General features: G+C 68.5%; 18 protein-coding genes and 1 pseudogene. 9 read left to right on the forward strand and 10 right to left on the reverse strand.

All coding sequences use genetic code 11. The features are described 5' to 3' along the window. Positions 1-38 precede the first annotated feature (38 nt). A pseudogene (locus POS15_RS17295) lies at positions 39-272 on the forward strand (serine hydrolase); the annotation flags it as partial. Here the strand turns inward: POS15_RS17295 and POS15_RS17300 are convergent. Then, on the reverse strand, positions 229-1,350 hold the full coding sequence (locus POS15_RS17300; RefSeq protein ID WP_284128562.1) for an SDR family oxidoreductase: 1,122 nt from the start codon (positions 1,348-1,350) through the stop codon (positions 229-231). The pseudogene POS15_RS17295 and the gene POS15_RS17300 overlap by 44 nt on opposite strands. Positions 1,351-1,557: 207 nt before the next feature. Between POS15_RS17300 and POS15_RS17305 the strand changes: the two genes are divergently transcribed. Continuing rightward, positions 1,558-1,899, forward strand: a complete 342-nt coding sequence (locus tag POS15_RS17305) for a hypothetical protein (protein ID WP_019184131.1) — start codon at positions 1,558-1,560, stop codon at positions 1,897-1,899. Positions 1,900-1,908: 9 nt separating this feature from the next. Here POS15_RS17305 and POS15_RS17310 read toward each other — a convergent pair whose 3' ends face one another. Beyond that, positions 1,909-2,973 carry a DNA topoisomerase IB gene (locus POS15_RS17310; RefSeq protein ID WP_019184130.1) on the reverse strand — a complete coding sequence of 355 codons (1,065 nt, stop codon included), beginning with the start codon at positions 2,971-2,973 and terminating at the stop codon, positions 1,909-1,911. Positions 2,974-3,152: 179 nt separating this feature from the next. Here POS15_RS17310 and POS15_RS17315 point away from each other — a divergent pair, with 179 nt between their 5' ends. The 3 genes from POS15_RS17315 to POS15_RS17325 all read left to right on the forward strand — a co-directional run bounded on the left by POS15_RS17315 (position 3,153) and on the right by POS15_RS17325 (position 9,703). Then, a complete protein-coding gene (locus tag POS15_RS17315) occupies positions 3,153-3,509 on the forward strand; it encodes an I78 family peptidase inhibitor (RefSeq protein ID WP_235319035.1) in 357 nt (118 codons plus the stop codon). Between the two features lie 166 nt (positions 3,510-3,675). Next, positions 3,676-8,130, forward strand: a complete 4,455-nt coding sequence (gene gltB / locus POS15_RS17320) for a glutamate synthase large subunit (RefSeq protein ID WP_284128563.1) — start codon at positions 3,676-3,678, stop codon at positions 8,128-8,130. A gap of 127 nt (positions 8,131-8,257) precedes the next feature. Continuing rightward, positions 8,258-9,703 carry an FAD-dependent oxidoreductase gene (locus POS15_RS17325; protein WP_284128564.1) on the forward strand — a complete coding sequence of 482 codons (1,446 nt, stop codon included), beginning with the start codon at positions 8,258-8,260 and terminating at the stop codon, positions 9,701-9,703. Positions 9,704-9,786: 83 nt separating this feature from the next. Here the strand turns inward: POS15_RS17325 and POS15_RS17330 are convergent, their stop codons facing one another. Further along, positions 9,787-10,083 (reverse strand): hypothetical protein, encoded by a 297-nt coding sequence (locus tag POS15_RS17330; RefSeq protein WP_046274226.1) that lies wholly within the window; start codon positions 10,081-10,083, stop codon positions 9,787-9,789. A gap of 174 nt (positions 10,084-10,257) precedes the next feature. Between POS15_RS17330 and POS15_RS17335 the strand changes: the two genes are divergently transcribed. Continuing rightward, a complete protein-coding gene (locus tag POS15_RS17335; RefSeq protein WP_019184125.1) occupies positions 10,258-11,130 on the forward strand; it encodes a methylglyoxal synthase in 873 nt (290 codons plus the stop codon). Positions 11,131-11,184: 54 nt separating this feature from the next. Here POS15_RS17335 and POS15_RS17340 read toward each other — a convergent pair whose 3' ends face one another. From POS15_RS17340 to ttcA, 3 genes are read right to left on the reverse strand one after another with little or no spacing between them, the layout of a single operon-like run. After that, complete coding sequence (locus POS15_RS17340) at positions 11,185-11,973, reverse strand: SprT family zinc-dependent metalloprotease (protein ID WP_070426334.1); 789 nt, start codon at positions 11,971-11,973, stop codon at positions 11,185-11,187. A gap of 57 nt (positions 11,974-12,030) precedes the next feature. Continuing rightward, the gene (locus tag POS15_RS17345) at positions 12,031-12,936 is read right to left on the reverse strand and encodes a recombination-associated protein RdgC (protein ID WP_228884748.1); all 906 of its coding nucleotides are present in this window, start codon (positions 12,934-12,936) and stop codon (positions 12,031-12,033) included. A 50-nt stretch (positions 12,937-12,986) separates the two neighbouring features. Beyond that, on the reverse strand, positions 12,987-13,898 hold the full coding sequence (gene ttcA, locus POS15_RS17350) for a tRNA 2-thiocytidine(32) synthetase TtcA (RefSeq protein WP_284128565.1): 912 nt from the start codon (positions 13,896-13,898) through the stop codon (positions 12,987-12,989). A gap of 96 nt (positions 13,899-13,994) precedes the next feature. On the opposite strand from ttcA, the gene POS15_RS17355 reads away from it, so the two are divergent. Then, entirely contained in the window at positions 13,995-14,198 is a 204-nt protein-coding gene (locus POS15_RS17355) for a DUF465 domain-containing protein (RefSeq protein ID WP_026069927.1), read from the forward strand. Positions 14,199-14,473: 275 nt separating this feature from the next. On the opposite strand, the gene plsB is transcribed toward POS15_RS17355, so the two are convergent. After that, on the reverse strand, positions 14,474-17,188 hold the full coding sequence (gene plsB, locus POS15_RS17360) for a glycerol-3-phosphate 1-O-acyltransferase PlsB (protein WP_284128566.1): 2,715 nt from the start codon (positions 17,186-17,188) through the stop codon (positions 14,474-14,476). Next, positions 17,188-18,156: a hypothetical protein gene (locus POS15_RS17365; protein WP_284128567.1), complete on the reverse strand. Its 969-nt coding sequence runs from the start codon at positions 18,154-18,156 to the stop codon at positions 17,188-17,190. Before POS15_RS17365 ends, plsB begins: the two co-directional genes overlap by 1 nt. Between POS15_RS17365 and POS15_RS17370 the strand changes: the two genes are divergently transcribed. Next, positions 18,155-18,280, forward strand: a complete 126-nt coding sequence (locus tag POS15_RS17370) for a hypothetical protein (RefSeq protein ID WP_261798221.1) — start codon at positions 18,155-18,157, stop codon at positions 18,278-18,280. The two genes, POS15_RS17365 and POS15_RS17370, sit on opposite strands and share 2 nt — an antisense overlap. 26 nt (positions 18,281-18,306) lie before the next feature. Here the strand turns inward: POS15_RS17370 and pyrF are convergent, their stop codons facing one another. After that, complete coding sequence (pyrF, locus tag POS15_RS17375) at positions 18,307-19,032, reverse strand: orotidine-5'-phosphate decarboxylase (RefSeq protein WP_284128568.1); 726 nt, start codon at positions 19,030-19,032, stop codon at positions 18,307-18,309. Further along, entirely contained in the window at positions 19,029-19,952 is a 924-nt protein-coding gene (locus POS15_RS17380; RefSeq protein WP_046274237.1) for a 5'-nucleotidase, lipoprotein e(P4) family, read from the reverse strand. Before POS15_RS17380 ends, pyrF begins: the two co-directional genes overlap by 4 nt. 111 nt (positions 19,953-20,063) lie before the next feature. On the opposite strand from POS15_RS17380, the gene POS15_RS17385 reads away from it, so the two are divergent. Next, positions 20,064-20,732, forward strand: a complete 669-nt coding sequence (locus POS15_RS17385; protein WP_284128569.1) for a DUF480 domain-containing protein — start codon at positions 20,064-20,066, stop codon at positions 20,730-20,732. Positions 20,733-20,791: the final 59 nt, after the last annotated feature.

Here is a 20,791-nt window from a genome sequence, read left to right on the forward strand (position 1 = left end):
CCCCGCGCGGGGCGTTAAACCTTTCCGCCTGGGGAGACGGCTGGGCGGTATTGCAGGGAGCCCCGCAACGCCAGGTGGCCGGCATGGGCGGCGCGCGCTCGGCGTTCATTGCTTACCCCGACCAGGGGCTGGCCATCGTGGTGCTGACCAACCTGGTCGGGGCCAACCCGCAGAACTTCATTCCGCAGATCGCCGCGTTCTACGGCGCGGGTGCGCCGGTGCCGACCGTCAGCCGCGCGGCCCGCCCATCACCGGCAGGATCACGCCGCTGATGTAGCTGGCAGTAATCGGCGAGGCGAGGAACACGTACGCCGGCGAGAGCTCTTCCGGCTGCGCCGGTCGGCCCATGTCGCTGTCCTGGCCGAACTCGGCCACGTCCGGCGCCTTCTTGTCGGCGGGATTCAGCGGGGTCCAGACCGGGCCGGGCGCGACCGCATTGACGCGGATGCCGCGCAGCAGCAGCTGGCTGGCCAGCGCCTTGGTGAAGGCATGGATCGCGCCCTTGGTCGCCGAATAGTCCACCAGCGACTTGCTGCCGAACAGGCCGGTTTCCGAGCCGCTGTTGATGATGCAGGCGCCTTCGCCCAGGTGCGGCAGCACCGCGCGCGCCATCTGGATGTAACCGCCGATGTTGGTCTGCAGGGTTTCCTGCAGGTGCTCGTCCTCAAGGTCTTCAAGGCGGTCGCAATGCAGCTGGAAGGCGGCGTTGTTGACCAGGATGTCCACCCCACCGAACGCCTTGACCACCTGCTTGACCGCCTTGTTGCAGAACGCCGGGTCGCGCACGTCGCCGGCGATCACCAGGCAGCGGGCGCCTTCCTTCTCGACGTGCTCGCGGGTGATCTTGGCGTCCTTCTTTTCATCCAGGTGCAGCACGGCGACATCGGCGCCTTCGCGGGCGAACAGCACGGCCACCGCGCGGCCGATGCCCGAGTCGGCACCGGTGATGATGGCGCGCTTGCCCTTGAGCTTGCCGCTGCCTTGGTAATCCGGCGCGAGGAAGCGCGGGGCCAGCTGCATCGCGTGTTCGTTGCCGGGTTTGGCCAACTGTTCGGCAGGCATCTTCTCCGGCTGGCGGCGCGGGCCTGCCTGGGTCGCCTTCTTGGTCGTGGATTTGGCGGCCTTCTTCGCCGCACGCGCGTCCTTGGCCTTTTCCTGGTCCTGCAGACGGCGCTGGCGGGCCGCCACGCGCGCAGCGCGCGGATCGGTGGCGGCGGCCTTGCGGGTCGCGGTTTTGACGACCGGGGTGCGGCTGCGCGGTTCGGCCGCGGTCGCGGCTGCTTCGGCCGGGCGCGGGCGCTTGCGGGAGGTGGGGGTCTTGGTGGTCTTACGGGTTTTGGCCGTGGCCATGCTCGACTCCTGTTGCCGGATCAGATGCGTGGATCAAACTCGAATGCGCGCCGTGTCGGGGATCCCGTGTCGGCAGTGCGCACTTCCACTATGGTCAACCGGGCGGCCAGGCACGGTGAATGGAGCGTGCCCACACCGTGTAGAGGATTCATCCGCTGCATACGGGCGCCGATGCACCCTGAGCGCAATTCCCATGGAGTACGTCGCATGCTTCGTTACCTGTCCGCGGCTGTGGCCGTCCTCGCTTTGTCCGCCTGCAGCAGCACCCCCGTCGCGCAGGTCCAGCCGATCGACGGCGTCATTTCCGGCCAGTGCCATATCGACAAGGTCCGCGGTGCGACCGGGCTGGCTGCGTCGGCGGCAACCGTCGAAAGGGCACGCGTGGACAGCGACAGCCTGGAAGTGATCGTGCTGCGCGGTCAGCGCCTGGAAAGCGGCCCGACCGCCAGCGGCGCGGTGCCATCCACCACCGGTGCGGAAAGCGGTGGCGAGCGGCTGACCATCGAAACCGGCAATACCAACAACATCACCGCGATCTATTGCGGCTGATCGCTACGCTCATCCCGCGCGGGCACGCCGGACGGTGCGCCGCGCGGCTTTGAGTACTTTCAGCGTGGCCAGTTCCCACTGGCGCTCGCCACGCAGGCCGGCAAGGGCCTTCAATGAGCCGGCCCGCCAGCCATCGAATACGCAAGGATCGATATACGCCTTGCGGCACACCGACGGTGTATTGCCCAGCAGGTTGGCGACCTCGCATACCACCTGTTTCTGCAATGCTGCCAGCGCGCGCTCACTGGAGGGTTCGGGCAGCTCGGTCACGGCAAGCTGACGGATCGCCTCCAGCGTGCCGCCCCAGGTGCGGAAGTCCTTGGCGCTGAAATCCTCGCCCATCGCATCGTGCAGATAGTCGTTGACCATGCCCGAGTCCACCGGTTGGACCGCGCCATCGTCATCGCGATACTGGAACAGCGCCTGCCCGGGCAGCTGCTGGCAGCCACGGATCAGCTTGACCAGTTCGCGATCATCCACATCCACCTCATGCGCCTGCCCGGACTTGCCCCGGAAGCGCATCTGCGCCCGGCCGCCCTTGACCAGCGCGAGGTGGCGGTTGCGTAGCGTGGTCAGCCCGTAAGAGCGGTTGTCACGTGCATAGACTTCATTGCCAACGCGCACCAGCGTCTGTGCCAGCAGCGCCACCACGATCGCCAGCACCTTGTCGCGTGGGAAGCCGGGCAGCTTCAGATCGCGGCGCAGCCGCCGGCGCAGCGTGGGCAGGGCGGTACCAAAGGCAATGATGCGATCGAACTTGCCATCGCCCCTCACCCGCGCCCAATCAGCGTGGTAACGGTACTGCTTGCGCCCTCGCGCATCGCGGCCGGTGGCCTGCAGATGGCCGTTGGGCAGCGCGCAGATCCACACGTCGGTGTAGGCCGGCGGGATGGCCAGCGCGCGGATCCGGGCCAGGGTGGCCGCATCGCGCACCGCCGCGCCGTCGGCATCGCGGTAGGCGAAGCCCTTGCCGGCCTTGCGGCGGGCGATGCCGGGCAGTTCATCGCTGACGTAACGCAGGCCGGCCTGGCGGGCAGCGGCGGCTTCGGGGGTGACGGTGCGGCTCGGGCTCATGGACGCGACGCGGATCAGGGAAGCGCAGTGTCGCCGCTGCCGGTGCGGCACCGCGTCAATAACGCAACACAAACACCTCACACCGCGCTTGGCGATATCCTCCCAGGTTTACTGGCTCGCTTCCTGGAGTACCGATGTCGTCCTTGTCGTTCCGCCGCCTGCGGCGTTCTTTCGGGCTGATGGCCCTGTTCCCCGCCCTGTTGGTCCTCGGTGCCTGCAGCGCACCGCCCATGGACGAACAGGAAGCGGTCGCCACCGATGCACAGAAGGCCGCCGAAGCGGCTGCCGCGCCGACCGACGAAGCCGGCAAAGCCACCGAAGCCCCGCCGGTTGGCAACTGCGATGCCACCCAGGTGCAGAGCCTGGTCGGCCAGCCCTACACCGACGAGATCGGCAGCCAGGCCCAGCAGGATGCCGGTGCCAGCAGCCTGCGCGTGCTCAAGCCCAACGACATGACCACGATGGAGTTCATCGGCGAGCGCTTGAACGTGGAAGTGGATGCCAAGAATGTCGTGGCCGGCGTCCGTTGCGGCTGAACAGGCGCTGCGGAAACCCCTGAAACACAAGGGTTTGGTTGCGCCTGCAACCGTGTATTGCGGCGTTGCAGCAACTATGCTCTAGTCGAGTCATCCGGTGCCTCCAGATGCGCTCAACGGATTGAGCGGGGACGAGTGTCGCCGCTCACCCGACATTGAGGCAGAGATGGCCCCCCGCAACCGCCAAGGGCTTTACGACCCGCAAGATGAGCGAGATGCCTGTGGTTTCGGCATGGTCGCCCAGCTCGACGACCAGCCGTCCCGACTGCTGGTCGACACCGCTATCGCCGCGCTATCGCGCATGACCCACCGCGGCGGCGTCGCCGCCGACGGTGTCACCGGTGACGGCTGCGGCCTGTTGCTGCGCCGTCCCGACGTGTTTCTCAACGCGCTCGCCGCCGAGGCCGGCCTCACCCTTGGCGCGCGGTTCGCCGCCGGCGTGGTGTTCCTGCCGCACGAGCCCACCGCCGCACAGGCCTGCCGCGACACGCTGGAACAGCAGCTGCGCGACGCCGGCTGCCAGCCGGTCGGCTGGCGCGTGGTGCCCACCGATCCCAGCGTCTGCGGCCAGCTCGCCCGCGACACGCTGCCGCATATCGAACAGGTGTTCGTCGATGCCGGTGCCACGCAGGACGAGGCTGCCTTCACCCTGGCCCTGTTCCTGGCCCGCCGCCGCAGCGAACAGCAGCTGCGTGACCACGCCGATTACTACGTCACCACGCTCAGCCCGAATGCGATCAGCTACAAGGGCATGGTGCTGCCGGACAAGCTGAGCCGCTTCTACGTGGACCTGCAGCGCAACGACCTGGCCTCCAGCGCGATCGTGTTCCACCAGCGCTTCTCCACCAACACGCTGCCACGCTGGCCGCTGGCGCATCCGTTCCGGATGCTCGCCCACAACGGCGAGATCAACACCATCGAGGGCAACCGCCGCTGGGCCCAGGCGCGCAGCAAGGTGTGGAAGACCCCGCGCTTCGATATCGCCGAGTTCGATCCGGTGATTTCGATGCACGGCTCGGATTCGCAGAGCCTGGACAACATGCTCGAGCTGATGGTCAGCGCCGGCATGGAGCTGATCCAGGCACTGCGCATCCTGGTGCCGCCGGCGACCCAGTCGCTGGAGTTCAAGGATCCCGACCTGGCCGCCTTCTACGAGTTCTACGGGCTCAACAGCGAGCCGTGGGACGGCCCGGCGGGCATCGTGGCCTGCGACGGTCGCTATGCCGCCTGTACCCTGGACCGCAACGGCCTGCGCCCGGCGCGCTGGATGCTGACCTCCGACCGCCACTTCCTGGTCGCCTCCGAAGCGGGCGTGTGGGAAGTGCCGGCCGAGCGCGTGGTGCGCAAGGGCAAGCTGGGGCCGGGCGAGATGATGGCCATCGACCTCAAGCGTGGTGACCTGCTCGACTCGGACGCCATCGACCGCATCAACCGTGGCCGCGCGCCGTACAAGCAGTGGCTGCAGCAGGGCGTGACCTACCTGCAGACCGAGCTGATCGATCCGTCGCTGGTGGAAGAGCCCTTCGACGAGCGCACCCTGCGCAGCTACCACAAGCTGTTCCAGCTCAGCACCGAGGAAGTCGAGCAGATCCTGCGCCCGCTGGCCGAGACCGAGCAGGAAGCCACCGGCTCGATGGGCGATGACACCCCGATGGCGGTGCTGAGCCAGCACAGCCGTCCGCTCTACGATTATTTCCGCCAGGCGTTCGCGCAGGTCACCAACCCGCCGATCGATCCGCTGCGCGAAGACTGCGTCATGTCGCTGTCCACCCAGCTCGGCAAGGAGACCAACATCTTCCATGCCGGCGCGGAGACGGTAAACCACGTCATCCTCAATTCGCCGGTGCTCAGCCAGCGCAAGCTGCGCCAGCTGATCAAGATGGAGCAGTACGCCGACAAGAACCGCCTGATCGATCTGTCCTACAGCCTGGACGAGGGCCTGAAGGCCGGCATCGAGCGCATCTGCGCCGAGGCTGAAACGGCTGCACGCGAAGGCATCGTCATGCTGCTGCTGAGCGACCGTTATCCGGTGGCCGACCGGCCGATGGTGCATGCCCTGCTGGCCACCAGCGCGGTGCATCACCACCTCTCCAACGCCGGGCTGCGCTGCGACGTCAACCTGATCCTGGAAACCGGCACCGCGCGCGACCCGCACCACATGGCCTGCCTGCTCGGCTTCGGTGCCACCGCGGTGTATCCGTACCTGGCCTACCAGACCCTGTTCGACCTGGGCCGGCGCGGCATCCTGCAGCTGAGCAAGGGCGGCGAGCAGTCGCAGATCGGCCGCCGCTACCGCAAGGGCATCTACAAGGGCCTGTCCAAGATCATCTCCAAGATGGGCATCTGTACCGTGGCCAGCTACCGCGGCGCGCAGCTGTTCGAGATCGTCGGGCTGGATGACGAGGTCGTGGACCTGTGCTTCCCGGACACCGCCTCGCGCGTGGCCGGCGTCGGCTTCGCCCGTCTGGACGATGAGGCCCGCGAGCTCACCGTGCGCGCCTGGAACGACCTGCTGCGCCCGGATGTCGGCGGCGTGCTGAAGTACGTGCACGGCGGCGAATACCACATGTACAACCCGGACGTGGTCATGACCCTGCAGCGCGCCGCGCGCAGTGGCGATGCCACGGACTGGCAGCGTTACTGCGAAGCCGTGCATGGCCGGCCGGTGTCAGCGCTGCGCGACCTGCTGCAGCTCAAGGCCGCGCCCACGCCCACCCCGCTGGACCAGGTGGCCCCGGCCGAAGACCTGTTCCGCCGCTTCGACACCGCCGCGATCAGCCTCGGTGCGTTGTCACCGGAAGCGCACGAAGCGCTGGCGATCGCCATGAATCGCCTTGGCGGCCGCAGCAACTCCGGCGAAGGCGGCGAAGACCCGGTGCGCTACGGCACCGAGAAGCGCAGCAAGATCAAGCAGGTGGCCTCGGGCCGCTTCGGCGTCACCGCCGAGTACCTGGTCAACGCCGAAGTGCTGCAGATCAAGGTCGCGCAGGGTGCCAAGCCCGGCGAAGGCGGCCAGCTGCCCGGGCACAAGGTCAACGAACTGATCGCGCGGCTGCGCTACGCCAAGCCGGGCATCGGCCTGATCTCGCCGCCGCCGCACCATGACATCTACTCCATCGAAGATCTGGCCCAGCTGATCTACGACCTCAAGCAGGTCAACCCCACCGCGCTAGTCTCGGTGAAGCTGGTCAGCCATGCCGGTGTCGGCACCATCGCCGCGGGCGTGGTGAAGGCCGGCGCCGATCTGATCACCGTGTCCGGCCATGACGGCGGCACCGGGGCCAGCCCGGTCAGTTCGATCCGCTATGCGGGCGTGCCGTGGGAACTGGGTGTGGCCGAATCGCACCAGGCACTGGTGGCCAACGACCTGCGCGGGCGTACCCTGCTGCAGACCGACGGCGGCCTGAAGACCGGCCTGGACGTGATCAAGGCCGCGCTGCTGGGCGCGGACAGCTTCGGCTTCGGCACCGCGCCGATGATCGTGCTGGGCTGCAAGTACCTGCGCATCTGCCACCTCAACAACTGCGCCACCGGCGTGGCCACCCAGGACGAGCGCCTGCGCGCGCAGTACTTCACCGGCCTACCCGAGCGCGTGGAGAACTTCTTCCGCCTGCTGGCCGAGGAAGTGCGTGGCTGGCTGTCCTACCTGGGCGTGCGCTCGCTGGACGAGATCGTCGGCCGCACCGACCTGCTGCAGCAGCTGGACGTCTCGCCGCGCCCGGGCGTCAAGGTGGATCTGTCGCGCCTGCTCAACCCGGCCGAGTACGCCGGCAGCCACTGCGCCGCGCAGCGCCTGTACGAATCGCCGGACAGCCTGGCCACGCAGATGGATGGCCTGCTGGCCCCGGCGATCGCCGGCAAGCTCGGCGGCGAACACCGCTTCCTGATCCACAATACCGACCGGTCGATCGGCACCCGCCTGTCCGGCGAGATCGCCCGCACGCACGGCAACGAGGGCATGGCCGATGCACCGCTGACGCTGCGCTTCCGTGGCACCGCCGGGCAGAGCTTCGGCGCGTTCAACGTCGGTGGCCTGCAGCTGGAAGTGGAAGGCGAAGCCAACGACTACGTCGGCAAGGGCATGGCCGGCGGCCGCCTGGTGGTGCGTCCGCCCCGTGGCGCACGCTTCGAGGCGCGCAACACCGCGATCATCGGCAACACCTGCCTGTACGGCGCCACCGGCGGCGAGCTGTTCGCCGCGGGCCGCGCCGGCGAGCGCTTCGGCGTGCGCAACTCCGGCGCGCTGGCGGTGATCGAAGGCGCCGGTGATCACTGCTGCGAATACATGACCGACGGCATCGTGCTGGTGCTGGGCAAGGTCGGGCTCAACTTCGGCGCCGGCTTCACCGGCGGCCTGGCCTACGTGCTGGATATCGACCGTGATTTCGTGGACCGCTACAACCACGAGCTGATCGACATCCACCGCATCTCGGCCGAGGGCTTCGAGAACCATCGCCAGCATCTGCATACGCTGATCAGCCGCCACCGCGAACTGACCGGCAGCATCTGGGCGCAGCAGATCCTCGACGAGTTCCGCGATTACGTGGGCAAGTTCTGGCTGGTCAAACCCAAGGCCGCCAGCATCGAATCGCTGACCGACTCGCTGCGCCGCGCCGCCTGACCGGGGTCAAGGCGCCGGCCCCGCGCCGGCGCCGCACATCCCACCGCTGTAGTGCCGGCCGCTGGCCGGCAACCTCACATTGCAGTGCCGGCCGCTGGCCGGCAACTCATCACCGCAGGGCCCACCCATGAGCCGCAAGCAAGCTTTCCAGTTCCTCGATCTGCCCCGGACGATGCCGCAGCGCATCCCGGTCGAACTGCGCACCTCCGGCGACTGGGGCGAGCTGTACGGCAAGTTCGGCAAGGAAGACGCGCAGTTCCAGGCGGGGCGCTGCCTGGATTGCGGGAACCCCTACTGCAGCTGGAAGTGCCCGGTGCACAACGCGATCCCGCAGTGGCTGCAGCTGGTGCAGGAGAACCGCATCCACGAAGCGGCCACGCTGTGCCACTCGACCAATCCGCTGCCGGAAGTGTGTGGCCGCGTGTGCCCGCAGGACCGCCTGTGCGAGGGCAGCTGCACGCTGGAGGAATTCGGCGCGGTCACCATCGGCGCGGTCGAGAAGTACATCGTGGATACCGCGCTGGCCACCGGCTGGCGCCCGGACATGAGCGCGGTGGAAGCCACCGGCAAGCGCGTGGCGGTGATCGGTGCCGGCCCGGCCGGGCTGGCGTGTGCCGACAAGCTGGCGCATGCCGGCATCCAGGCGGTGGTGTATGACCGCTACGAACAGATCGGTGGGTTGCTGCAGTTCGGCATCCCCAGTTTCAAGCTGGACAAATCGGTGATCAGCCGCCGCCGCAACGTGCTTGAAGGCATGGGCGTGCAGTTCCGCCTCGGCGTGGAGATCGGCCGCGATGTGAGCATCGATGACCTGCTGGCCGAGTACGACGCGGTGTTCGTCGGCACCGGTGCCTACCGCTATACCGATGGTGGCCTGCTCGGCCAGGACCTCAAGGGCGTGCTGCCGGCGCTGCCGTTCCTGGTGCAGAACAGCCGCATCGTCAGTGGCAGCGACGCACACGGCCGGCCGATCGCCGGCTGGGAGGACCAGATCGCCCTGCCCAACCTGGAAGGCAAGCGCGTGGTGGTGCTGGGCGGCGGCGATACCGGCATGGACTGCGTGCGCAGCGCGATCCGCCTGGGCGCGGCCAAGGTGACCTGTGCCTACCGCCGCGACGAGGCCAACATGCCCGGCTCGGCGCGCGAGGTGGCCAACGCCCGCGAGGAAGGCGTGCGCTTCCTGTTCAACCGCCAGCCGCTCTCGATCGAGGCCGGCGCGGACGATGAAGTGATCGGCGTGATGGTGGTGGAAACGCATCTGGACGAACCGGATGCACAGGGCCGCCGCAACGCGGTGCCGATCGCCGGCAGCGAATCGCTGCTGGAAGCGGACGTGGTGATCATCGCCTTCGGCTTCTCGCCGAGTGCGCCGGGCTGGCTGACCGAGCAGGGCGTGGAGGCCGGCAACAACGGCCGCATCGTGGCCGGTGGCAGTGGTCGCCTGCCGTTCCAGACCGCCCACCCGCGCCTGTTCGCCGGTGGCGATGCAGTGCGCGGCGCGGACCTGGTGGTGACGGCCGTGGCCGAGGGCCGCGACGCGGCCGGCAGCATCGTGCAGCTGCTCTCGGCGTAACGGCGCCGTTGCGGTGCCGGGGTGAGGCGATGCCGGGCGCGTCGCCTCGCGCCCGGGCCCTCACGTACTGCGCGTGCGGCCGCTCAGGCGGCGCGCGATACCGCCGGTACCGGCGTCTGACGCACGCCGGCGCGCTCGATCTCCAGTGCCATCAGCAGCTCGATGTTGTCCAGCTGGTCGCGGATGCGGCGGTTGCTGACCACATCATCGTGGCCGCGGCCCATGTGTGCATCGAGCATGCGCGCCAGCCCGGCCAGCAGCACCTCGGCATCGGCCTGGGGCGCCTCGCGCAGCACCGTGGCCAGCGCGCGGATGCGGCGGCCCGTCTCCGAGGCGGCTGGCGAAGATGAGGAGACGGCGGGGGAAGGGGGGAGGGTCATGGCAGGGGGTTTCCTGATTGACGGACGACCACCACTGTCGGATACGGCCCCTCCCGAGACCATGCAACAACTACGAAACTGCGTGAAGACGCGTGATCTCCATCACTGTTCGACGCTTGCTTCCCCGCAACCTGGGCGGATTACACTGGCGCGGCCTTTCTCTGGACTGCCCTCATGCGCATCGGCCTGGCCGCGAACCGCCTGCACCACCACGACAAGCACGCCGCGTTGTTCCGCTGGCTGCGCGCCAGCGATACCGGCCTGCGCGAACTGGGTGTCGAGCTGCATGCGGTCGGGCGCACCTTCGATGCGATCCAGCGGCTGGGCTTCCTGCAGGACTTCGCGCCGCTGCGCCGCTACCCGAATGGGCGCGAGGGCGGCCTGATGAAGCTGGTCGCCGAGGTGGTGGGCATGGGCACGCCGGAGCGCACCCTGGACGGTGCCATCTATCTGATGGACCCGGTCGACCCGTCCTCGGTCTTTCCCGAAGCGACCGCGCTCAAGCGCCAGTGCGTGATCCACGGCAAACCCTTCATCTCCACCGTCGCCACCGCGCGCGACTGGGTGGAAGTCGAGCGCCTGCACGCTGGCCTCGCGCCGGACCCGGGCGCCGATGATCTGCACGCTTTCGAGCAGCACACGCTGGCCTTGATCGCGCACGACGCGATGAAGCCGGCGATGCTGGCCTTCGCCGACGAGCATTTCCAGGTGCTGTCACGCTTCCGCAACCGGGTCGGCACCGGCACTACCGGCCAGCGCCTCAATGAACTGGCGTGGAGCCGCGGCTGGCCACAGGGCGAGGAATGGGTGACGCGCTACCAGAGCGGCCCGATGGGCGGTGATGCGCAGATCGCCGACCGCGTGCTGGAAGGCCATTGCCAGCGCGCGATCTTCTTCGAGGACCCGCACGTGGCTCGCCAGCACGAAGCTGACATCCAGCTGCTGGAGCGTGCCGTCACCACCGTGACCGATCAGGCCGTGTGCATCACCGCGCCGCGCGTGGCGGCGCGCTGGGCGCAGGCGGCCGCGTTGCGGATGGGGAACTGACGGAACCGTCGCACCGGTAGTGCCGGCCGCTGGGAGCACGCGTTGCCGCCGCCGTTACGGTGTCGGGGTCAGCAGCTGCCGCAGCGTGGCCTTGAGGCGCCGCCCTTCGAGCTGGAAGTAATCCCGCTCGGCGTGCCACGCCGGGAAGCGCTTCTCCACTTCGGCCCAGAATGCCGGGGAGTGATTGGCCTGGATCAGGTGGCAGAGCTCGTGCACCAGCACGTACTCAAAGGCCGAGGGCCGCCCCAGCACCAGGGCCAGATCCAGCGCCATGCTGCCGTCCGGCGCCAGCGAACCCCATTGCGAGGACATCACCTTCAGCCGCAGCCGCGCCGGTGCACGTGGCAGGCCGGGCAGGTAGCGCGGCAGCCACTGGCCGACGTCGGCACGCGTCTGTGCTTCATAGAACTCGCGCAGGGTGCGGCGCAGGGTGGCGTCGGTCCCGCGCGCGGGCCAGTGCAGGCAGGCACCGCGCTCGTCCACCCGCAGCGTGGCGTAGCGGCCGGCTTCCCAGCGCAGCGGCAGCAGTTCGCCGCGCAACGGCAGCACACCCGGCTCGCCGATCACCAGCGGTGGCGGGAGGTTGGTGGCTTGGTAGCCGCGCAGCTGTTCGGACAACCAGCCGCGATGCTGCTCGAGGAAACGCTCGCCCATCACCAGGCTGGCGCGCGGCGGCAGGGTCAGCCGGACACCGCGCTCATCGACACTCAGCTTGATCCGGCGCGCCCGCGGATCGCGCACCCGCAGCACGTCGATCTCGGCATCCTCCAGGCGCAGCCGTACCGTATCGCGCTGCAGCGTGCTGACAGCCGGCGAAATCAGGCGGCGGAGGAATCCGGACATGGGTACAGCATAGCGCCGGCCGTGACCGGCGCATGACTGGGGACTGATCGGTACCGGTCAGTCCGCCTTGCTCAGCTTGAAGGCCTCTTCCAGCAGCAGGAACAGGCGGCGCACTTCACCGCTCTGCAGGGCGAAACGGGCGTCCAGTTCGGCGCGGCGGCCGTCATCGTCGGCATGCTCGAGCTGGTCCAGCGCACCATCCAGGAATTTCAGCTTGCGCACGATCAGGTCGTCGCCCAGCACGAAGGACAGGTTGTCCTCGAACACCAGGGCCAGCTTGGTCACCTGCTTGCCGGCGTCCAGGTGCTTGTCGATCTCGTCGCAGCGCAGTTCCTGGTGCTGGCACTTGACCACCGCACCGCCCTCGGCCGGGTCCTTCATCTCGCACTCTTCGCCCAGGCTCAGGCCGGTCGGCAGGGGTTCGCCGGCGATCCAGCCGGTGAGGATCGAGCGCGGCGCTACTTCGGCGTTCAACGGCATCGCCGGGAAGCTGCCGAGCAGGCCACGGATGTCGGACATCATGTTCTCGCCCTTCTTGCTGCTCGAGCAGTCCACCGCCACGTAGCCGTGGGTCAGGTCGATCAGCGCATCGGTACGCGAGCTCTTCACGAAGGCGCGCGGCATCAGTTCGTGCAGCAGGTCGTCCTTCATGCGCTTGCGCTCGCGGCCGCCGGGCTTGCGGCCTTCCTTCTCTTCGATCTCCTCGAGCTTGCGGGCCAGCAGATCATTGACCACCGCGCCCGGCAGGATCTTGTCCTCACCGCCAACGGTCAGCCACAGCGCATCGCCGACGCGGTGCGAGAACACGGCTTTTTCTTCACGGCCGAACGGCGAGATGAAGCCGCGCGAATTCATTTCAAGCGGACCGACCGGCTTGAGCAGCACCTGCGGCAGCAGGGTGTCCACTTCGGAAAAATCGGTGGCGGTCGGGAAGCGGAACAGCGTCAGGTTGCGAAAGAACATGGACGTCCAGGGTAAGAGCGTGAAAGGAAGGGCGGGCGCACCGGCGTGGCTCAGGCCGGGCCGGGGGCGTGCCCGGGGTCGTGGGCAGTGCCGGCCCAGGCCGGCGGGTCGGGCAACGACGCGGCCGCGGCGCGCCCCAATGCCATGAAATCAAACAGCGCCGGATCGGCCAGCTGCGAAGGATGGATGTTGCCCAGCGCGCGTGCGATCTGGTCGATGCGGCCGGGCTGGTCGCGCTCCCACTGCTGCAGCATCTGCTCCACCTGGCGGCGCTGCAGGGTGTCCTGGCTGCCACACAGGGTGCACGGAATGATCGGGAACGCGCGCGCCTGCGCGTAGGCGCTGATATCCGCTTCGCTCACATAGGCGAGCGGGCGGATCACGATGTGCTGGCCGTCGTCGCTGCGCAGCTTGGGCGGCATCGCCGAGAGCTTGGCGTGGTGGAACAGGTTGAGGAAGAACGTGGCCACGCTGTCGTCGCGGTGGTGGCCCAGCGCGATCCTGGTGAAGCCGTGTTCGGCCGCGTGCCGGTACAGCGCGCCACGGCGCAGGCGCGAGCACAGCGAACACATCGTGCGGCCTTCCGGGATCACCCTGCTGACCACCGAATAGGTGTCCTGCTCGATGATCTGGAACGGCACGCCGATCGAGGCCAGGTAGGTGGGCAGCACCTGCTCGGGAAAGCCCGGCTGCTTCTGGTCCAGGTTCACCGCGACCAGTTCGAACGGCACCGGCGCTTTTTTCTGCAGCTGCAGCAGGATGTCGAGCAGGGTGTAACTGTCCTTGCCACCGGACAGGCACACCATCACCTTGTCGCCCGCCTCGATCATGCCGAAGTCGGCGATCGCCTGGCCCACCTGGCGCCGCAGCTGCCGTGCCAGGCGGTCCTGCACGCCGCCGGGCGCGCGCGGATCGCGGGCGCGCGGAACGGGATCGGGCAGACGGATGACAGCAGCGCTCATCCCTTCATTCTACCGGCTGGGGCGCACCCTCACAGGGGCCGGGAAGTGACTGCGTTCACTCCCGGCGGTCACCGCAGATGTGTATGCTCGGCGCTTGTGGACACCATGACACCCACCGATATCAGTGCCCGCCTTGCCGCGCTCCGGCAGGAGCACCGTGCGCTGGATGAGCAGATCCTGGGCATGGCCGCCAACGGCGACGATGAGCTGGAGGCCAAGCGCCTGAAGCGGCGCAAGCTGCAGCTGAAGGACTGCATCGCCAAGCTCGAAGACATGTTGATTCCAGACGAGCCGGCGTAGAGCCGACCGTTGGTCGGCTGCTGTTGCTCCCGGCGGCATGAACCCTTGGCGTGAGGCTTCGGACGGTGGTCAGCGTCGGTCAGCCGGGGCACGCCGTGTTGCCCGGTCTCCGGACGCTTGTGCCGCGCTTGCGCGCGGGTACCGACCAACGGTCGGTACCTACGAATTGCTGGCGAACGCAACAAGATCCGGATACGCCCGGATGCGCCCGGTGCGCCCGATGCGTCGGATACGGCCGGATACGTCGGATACGTCGGATCGACGACGTGCCGTCGTCAATCCGTGCTGACCGGCTCTTCCGGCTTTGCTGCTTCCGGGCTGACACGCTCGATGGTGTGGCGCAGTTCGCGGCCGAGGATGAACTTCGCATCCTTGGCCCACGCATCCAGGCGCGCATCGAACAGCAGCTTGCTGTTTTCATCCGGCCACACCAGGCGCAGCTCGCGCAGCTTCTGGATGAAGCCGCGGAACAGGGTGCGGTCGAAGAATTCCGGCGCGGCCGGCGCATAGAGCAGGCTCAGGCGCTGCGCGGCCTGCTGGCAGAGGCTTTCCAGCTCGGCTGCGCCCAGCGTGCCGGGGCCGTTCTTCACCAGCACCGAGATCGCGATGTAATAACGCTCGAACGCCTGCTGCAGCGAATGGCCGATCGCACGCAGGCGGAAGACTTCATCGGTCTGCCCGGTGTTGCGCGCCAGGATGCCGCCGTCGTCGTCGTTGATGTTCTGCAGCAGCCCTTCGCGCACGAACACGTTGATGGTCTGCTCGATGCGCTGGGCGAACTCGTCTTCGGTCCACGGCAGGAACAGCTCGGCCTGCAGGAACGGGTACACCGTACGGCCCAGCTGGACCAGCCCGGTGCGGCTCATGCGGCGGTTGTTCTGGAAGCAGCAGGCCACCCACGAGGAGGCGGTGAACAGATGGATGACGTTGTTGCGGAAGTAGCTCAGCAGCACCGCGGTATCGCCGCTCACACTGAGCACATCGCCGAGCGGATGCTTGATGCGGGTGAGGACGTTGATCTCCTCGGCGTGGGCGATGATCCGCTCCGGCGAGTGCGGGGTCACCGTCACCCGGTCCGAGTACGGCATCTCCACCAACAGGGTCTTGCACAGTTCGATCTGCGCGATCAGGTCCGCCTCGCCCATCGCATGCTTGGGCGTGGACAGCAGCGCCAGCGCGAGCAGGTTGATCGGATTGACGTCGGCGGCGCCGTTGATATGCACCTGGATGCGTTCGGCCAGGTGATCCACCGTGCCGGACAGCCACGAGGGCTTCTCGTCTTCGCCGACCGGCTGGCCGTTCCACTCCGGCGCACGCTGGGCGAGCACGTCGTTGAGCGCGATCGGCTCGCCGAAGTTCACCACCACCTGGCCGTAGTTCTGCTTGAGCACCTTGGGGATCGACCACAGCAGGGACCAGATCGATTCCTTCTCCTTCGGCCGGCCGGACAGTTCGTCCAGGTAGCTGCCGCCTTCCATCAGCTTTTCATAGCCGATGTAGACCGGCTGGAACAGCACCGGCTTGCGCGGCTGGCGCAGGAACGCGCGCAGCGTCATCGAGATCATGCCGCCCTTGGGCTGCAGCAGGCGCCCGGTGCGCGAGCGGCCGCCTTCGACGAAGTACTCGATCGAGTAACCGCCGGCGACCAGCTGCGCCACGTATTCGCTGAGCACCGCCGAGTACAGCGCGTTGCCGCGGATCGAACGGCGGATGAAGAACGCACCGCCCTTGCGCAGCAGCGTGCCGACCACCGGCAGGTTCAGGTTGATGCCGGCGACGATGTGCGGCGGCACGATGCCGCGGTCGTACAGCAGGTAGGACAGCAGCAGGTAGTCCATGTGGCTGCGGTGGCTGGGCACGTAGACCACTTCGTGCCCGGGCGCGGCGGCCTTGAACTTGTCCAGGTGGTGGACCAGCACGCCGGCGTAGATGCGGTTCCAGACATGGCTGAGCATGAAGCTGGCCGAACGCACCACGGGACTGGAGTAGTCCGCCGCGATTTCCCACGCGTAGGCGTGGGCTTTCTTCCAGGCATCGGCCGGCTTGGAGTTGTCGCGCTTGGCCTGCGAGGCGATCGCTTCGCGCACGGTGTCCGCGTCGAGCACCTTGTCCACCAGCAGGCGGCGGGTCGACAGGTCCGGCCCGATCACCGATTCGCGGATGCGGCGGAAATGGGTGCGCAGCACGCGCTGCAGCTTGCGCACGGTGCGCTCGGGGTCCAGCCCCTCATCGACCGTGGTGCGCAGCGAGATCGGCGGGGCGAAGCGCACGATCGTGCTGCGGCCGTTGAGCAGCACCGCCAACAGGCGACGGAAGCGACCCACCAGGGCCCAGTTTTCGGAGAAGAGCACCGCGAACCAGCCGCTCTGCTTGTCCGGCGCGCGGCCGACGAAGATCGAGACCGGCACCAGGTGTACGTCCAGCTCGCCGCGGGCGCGGTGCGCCTGCAGGACCTTGGCCAGCGAGTCGGAGTGGGTCTTGGCGCCACGCTGCTCGGGGATCAGCGAGTTGCTGCTGCTCCGGCGCGACAGGGCCAGGTAGGCGCGCTTGCGCCCGGTCGGGTCACCGGCGATGGGCACCAGCGGCGATGGCAGGCCGGCCTCGCGGCAGGCCTTGTCCAGGATCAGCGCGTTGGACAGGCCGTAGTCCTCCAGCACGTAGACCACCGGCCGGCCATCGTTGTACTGGCCGGGATGTTCGGGTTCGATCTTCAGCGACAGCCACGGCTCGACCAGGCGGCCGAGCAGGCGCGACCACCACGGCGGGCGGCCGCTGGGCGCGCGGGTGCCGGGCACGATCGCCGACGGCACGATGGCCGCCGGCTCCGCATCGACGGCAACGGCCTCCGCGGGCGCGCCAGCGGCCGGCGGGACCGGGGCGGCAGCACCGTCGGACGGCACGGTAGCGGGCGACGAGGACGTGGCGTCCGGCGTCTTGGGCGGCTCTTCGCCGGGGAAAGGCAGGGGATTCTGGTTCGGCATCGGCTTCATTATGGCTTAGCCGATGCGGAAGCATCGTCCTTGACCGCTGCAGCGGCTTCTGCCTCGGCCGCCTGGCGGGCGTCATGTTCAGCTTGTGCGGCGTCGGCGGCCTGCAGCAGCGCGTCGGTGTCTTCCAGCGTGCGGGTCACATACCAGTGGCCTTCGCGCCGGGTCATCCGCACCTGCGCTTCGATCTGCTCGCCGGCCAACGTGTACTGGATGCGCACCACGGCGTCGTCGCCGAGCTCGGAGGTCAGCTCGCCGCGCAGCCCGGTCAGCGCCTCATCCAGGGACAGCCCGTAGCTGGCCAGGGCCGTCTTGAAGGCTTTGATGAAGGGACTCAGCCGGCGCAGGCTCTCTTCCATGCCGGCCGCCTGCAGCTCCGCATCGGTGGACAGCCCGGCGGTGCGCGCGGTGGCCGTCAGCAGGGTGATGGTGGTCCTGGCCCGCTGCTTGTCCGTCAGTGGCGCGGCGGCAGCCCAGCGGCTCAGCGCGTTCACCACCTGGGTGTAATGGGCGCGCTCGCTGTCGCTGTACTCGCTCTGGTTGCGCAGGTACTGCTCGCCGAACAGTCCCATCGAGTGGGCGGCTTGGCGGACCTGGGTCGCCTGGCCGGCGATCTGGGTATCGAACGAGCGCTGCAGCCGCTGCGGCGCATCCGGCCGCGACAGCGCGGCCAGCATCGGCAGCAACTGCCCATCCAGCGGCAGCTCGGTCAGCGGCCAGCGGCTGTGGCCCTGCCTCCACGCGCCCTGCAGGCGTGCGTACTGGCTCGGCGGCACCGCTGCCTTGGCATACCCGACCAGATCGTTGTCGGCGACCCGCTGGGCCAGCTGTTGCAGGGCCGCGACCGGCTCGGACGCCGGCGCGTCCGGATCGATCTGCTTGTCCTTGCAGGCACTGAGCAGCACCAACCCGCACAGGGCCAGCGCCAACACCTGCCCTCGGTACTGCCACGGCTTCAACGACATGGACATGAATTCGGACTCCCCGGACCGGTCCGCATCTTGCGGCCTGTTCGGTGACAGCGGCAAGCCGGCAGACCTGCCGACCCTGCGCTTTATGCGCAAGCCCTTGAATGTACAGAAAAACCGGCGGTGACGGGGCAGCTCCGCCCCGTCACTGCCTCAGCGCGCGGCGAGCGCCTGGGCGATCTCGGCCTGGATCGCGCGGGCGGCGGCCTGCGGGTCGCTGGCGAGCCGGATCGGGCGACCGACCACGATCGCGTCGGCGCCGTCGGCAAAGCCCTGGGCCACGCCCACGGTGCGCTTCTGGTCATCACCGACCGGGCCACCGGGGCGGATCCCGGGGCACACGATCGAGAAGCCGGCGCCGGTGGCCGCGCGGATCGGGCCGGCCTCCTGGCCGGAGGCGATCACGCCATCGATGCCGGCGGCCTGGGCGGCCAGCGCGCGCTCGACCACCACCTCCACCGGCTCGCGGTCGATGCCCATGCCGGCCAGGTCGCTGCGGCCCATCGAGGTCAGCACGGTCACCGCCAGCAGGCGCATGTCGCTGCCGTTGGCGGCCGCGCAGGCTTCCATCATCGCCGGGTGCCAGCCATGGATGGTGGCGTAGCTCACCGGCCACTGCGACAGCCGCTTGATCACCGCAGCGGCAGTGGCGGGGATGTCGAAGAACTTCAGGTCGACGAACACGCGCTTGTCGCGCGCGGCCAGCGCATCGAGCACCTCGAAGTACTCGCCGGAGGCCAGCAGTTCCATGCCGATCTTGTAGAACGACACCGCATCGCCCAGGCGATCGACCCAGGCCAGCGCGTCATCGCGGCCGGGCACGTCGAGCGCGAAGATCAGGCGCTCGTCGTCCCGCAGCGGCAGCGGCGCGCGGCTCACGGTGCGTAATCCAGCGCGGCGCGCTTGGCGTCGTGGCGGGCCTGGCGCGACTGGCTGTAATCGTTGTTGAACTGGGCCGGCTCGAAGCCGCCGTAGGTCGGGTTGGGCAGCATCCACCAGCGCTCGCCGAACCAGTCGTGGTACTGCTGCAGCAGCGCGTCGCGGCCGTCGTTGGTGTTGGCGGTGACTTCCACGAAGTCGCCCAGCTGGTCGCCGAACTGCATCAGCACGCGGTACTTCTGGCCCGCCAGGCGGCGGCGGCAGTTCTTCTCGCTGCCGGCCTGCTCGCAGCCGTCCACCACGGTGCCCAGGCCGAGGAATACGCTGTCGTCGGCCACCGGCAGGCCCTGCTCGCGCAGGTTGGCCAGGGTGGCCTCCTTGAGATGCACGGCGCGGTTGGAGATGTACAGCAGGGTCACGCCCTTGGCGTTGGCCGCCTTGGCGAAATCGACCACACCCGGAATCGCCTTGGCCTTCTTTTCGGCCACCCACTGGTCCCAGCTCAGCTCGTCGTACTCCTTGCCATCGCGCACCAGGCGCGCCTGGTAGGGCGAGTTGTCCAGCACGGTTTCATCCACGTCCAGCACCACGGCCGGCTTCAGGCCCTTGGCGGCGTTGCCGCGTTCTTCCGGCACCAGCGCGTCCCAGTTGGGTTCCTTCAGCGCCTTGTCCAGGTGATCGGCGGCGGCGCGGTAAGTCTGCTCGGTGATCGCGCGGTATTCCTGCGCGCGCTGCATCCACAGCACGGCATTGAGGTTGTCATTGGCGGCCACGGCGGCATCGCCGGTGGCGGCCGGGGCGCTCGCGGCAGCCGCAACGGCCGGCGGGGCGGCATCGGCCGGGGTTTCGGTGCGCTTGCAGGCACTCAGTGCCAGCACGGCACAGGCAAGCACGGACAGGGAAACAGCACTACGACGCATGGCATTCACCGGCAACAGATTCGCGCCAGTTTACCGGCTTGTCCGGCGGCATTCATGCGCAAGGCGGGGCTCGGCTATGCTGCACGCCCCTGAAACACCCCGGAGCGCCCCATGACCGACGACACCCAGACCCCTGCCCTGCCCGTGCTCAGCGCGGCCCAGGCCCGCGCGTTGGGCTGCCTGATCGAGAAGGAGGCGACCACCCCGGACGCCTACCCGCTCACGGTCAACGCCGCGCAGGTGGCGGCCAACCAGAAGACCGCGCGCGAGCCGGTGATGGCCCTGTCCGCCGGTGATGTGCACCATGCGCTGCGCCAGCTGGAAAGCATGGGCCTGGCCCGCCAGCAGTTTTCCTCGCGCGCCGAGCGCTACGAGCATCGCGCCGGCAGTGCGCTGGACCTGACCCGGCAACAGCTGGCCATCGCGGGCCTGTTGCTGCTGCGCGGCCCGCAGACGGTGAACGAGCTGCTGACCCGCAGCGAGCGGCTGTTCCAGTTCCAGGACGCGGAGGAACTGCGCCACCACATCGAGCGCATGATCCAGCGCGGTCTGGCGGTGCAGCTGCCGCGCGCCAGCGGCCAGCGCGAAGACCGCTACATGCACCTGCTGGGTGGCCCGGTGGATGTGCAGGCGTTGGCCGAGAGCTACAAGGGGTCTTCGTCGGGCGGTGGTGGTGGCGGTGGCAGCCCGGCGCTGGAAGCGCGCGTGCAGCAGCTGGAGGCCACGGTGGCCGAGCTGCAGGAGCAGCTGGCGGAATTGCGCGCGCAATTGGGCGGGTGAGGCGCAGCCGACCAACGGTCGGCTCTACGCGTGTCGCTGATTGATTCGCTGGTGACGGG

Origin of the sequence: Stenotrophomonas sp. BIO128-Bstrain (assembly GCF_030128875.1) — a bacterium.
GTDB classification, from domain to species: domain Bacteria; phylum Pseudomonadota; class Gammaproteobacteria; order Xanthomonadales; family Xanthomonadaceae; genus Stenotrophomonas; species Stenotrophomonas bentonitica_A.

Bases quoted from the DNA above. Each gene is read 5' to 3' on its own strand.
- POS15_RS17300 (WP_284128562.1), bottom strand. From the start codon at position 1,350: ATGGCCACGGCCAAAACCCGTAAGACCACCAAGACCCCCACCTCCCGC.
- POS15_RS17305 (WP_019184131.1), top strand. From the start codon at position 1,558: ATGCTTCGTTACCTGTCCGCGGCTGTGGCCGTCCTCGCTTTGTCCGCC.
- POS15_RS17310 (WP_019184130.1), bottom strand. From the start codon at position 2,973: ATGAGCCCGAGCCGCACCGTCACCCCCGAAGCCGCCGCTGCCCGCCAG.
- POS15_RS17315 (WP_235319035.1), top strand. From the start codon at position 3,153: ATGGCCCTGTTCCCCGCCCTGTTGGTCCTCGGTGCCTGCAGCGCACCG.
- gltB (WP_284128563.1), top strand. From the start codon at position 3,676: ATGGCCCCCCGCAACCGCCAAGGGCTTTACGACCCGCAAGATGAGCGA.
- POS15_RS17325 (WP_284128564.1), top strand. From the start codon at position 8,258: ATGAGCCGCAAGCAAGCTTTCCAGTTCCTCGATCTGCCCCGGACGATG.
- POS15_RS17330 (WP_046274226.1), bottom strand. From the start codon at position 10,083: ATGACCCTCCCCCCTTCCCCCGCCGTCTCCTCATCTTCGCCAGCCGCC.
- POS15_RS17335 (WP_019184125.1), top strand. From the start codon at position 10,258: ATGCGCATCGGCCTGGCCGCGAACCGCCTGCACCACCACGACAAGCAC.
- POS15_RS17340 (WP_070426334.1), bottom strand. From the start codon at position 11,973: ATGTCCGGATTCCTCCGCCGCCTGATTTCGCCGGCTGTCAGCACGCTG.
- POS15_RS17345 (WP_228884748.1), bottom strand. From the start codon at position 12,936: ATGTTCTTTCGCAACCTGACGCTGTTCCGCTTCCCGACCGCCACCGAT.
- ttcA (WP_284128565.1), bottom strand. From the start codon at position 13,898: ATGAGCGCTGCTGTCATCCGTCTGCCCGATCCCGTTCCGCGCGCCCGC.
- plsB (WP_284128566.1), bottom strand. From the start codon at position 17,188: ATGAAGCCGATGCCGAACCAGAATCCCCTGCCTTTCCCCGGCGAAGAG.
- POS15_RS17370 (WP_261798221.1), top strand. From the start codon at position 18,155: ATGAATTCGGACTCCCCGGACCGGTCCGCATCTTGCGGCCTGTTCGGT.
- POS15_RS17365 (WP_284128567.1), bottom strand. From the start codon at position 18,156: ATGTCCATGTCGTTGAAGCCGTGGCAGTACCGAGGGCAGGTGTTGGCG.
- POS15_RS17380 (WP_046274237.1), bottom strand. From the start codon at position 19,952: ATGCGTCGTAGTGCTGTTTCCCTGTCCGTGCTTGCCTGTGCCGTGCTG.
- POS15_RS17385 (WP_284128569.1), top strand. From the start codon at position 20,064: ATGACCGACGACACCCAGACCCCTGCCCTGCCCGTGCTCAGCGCGGCC.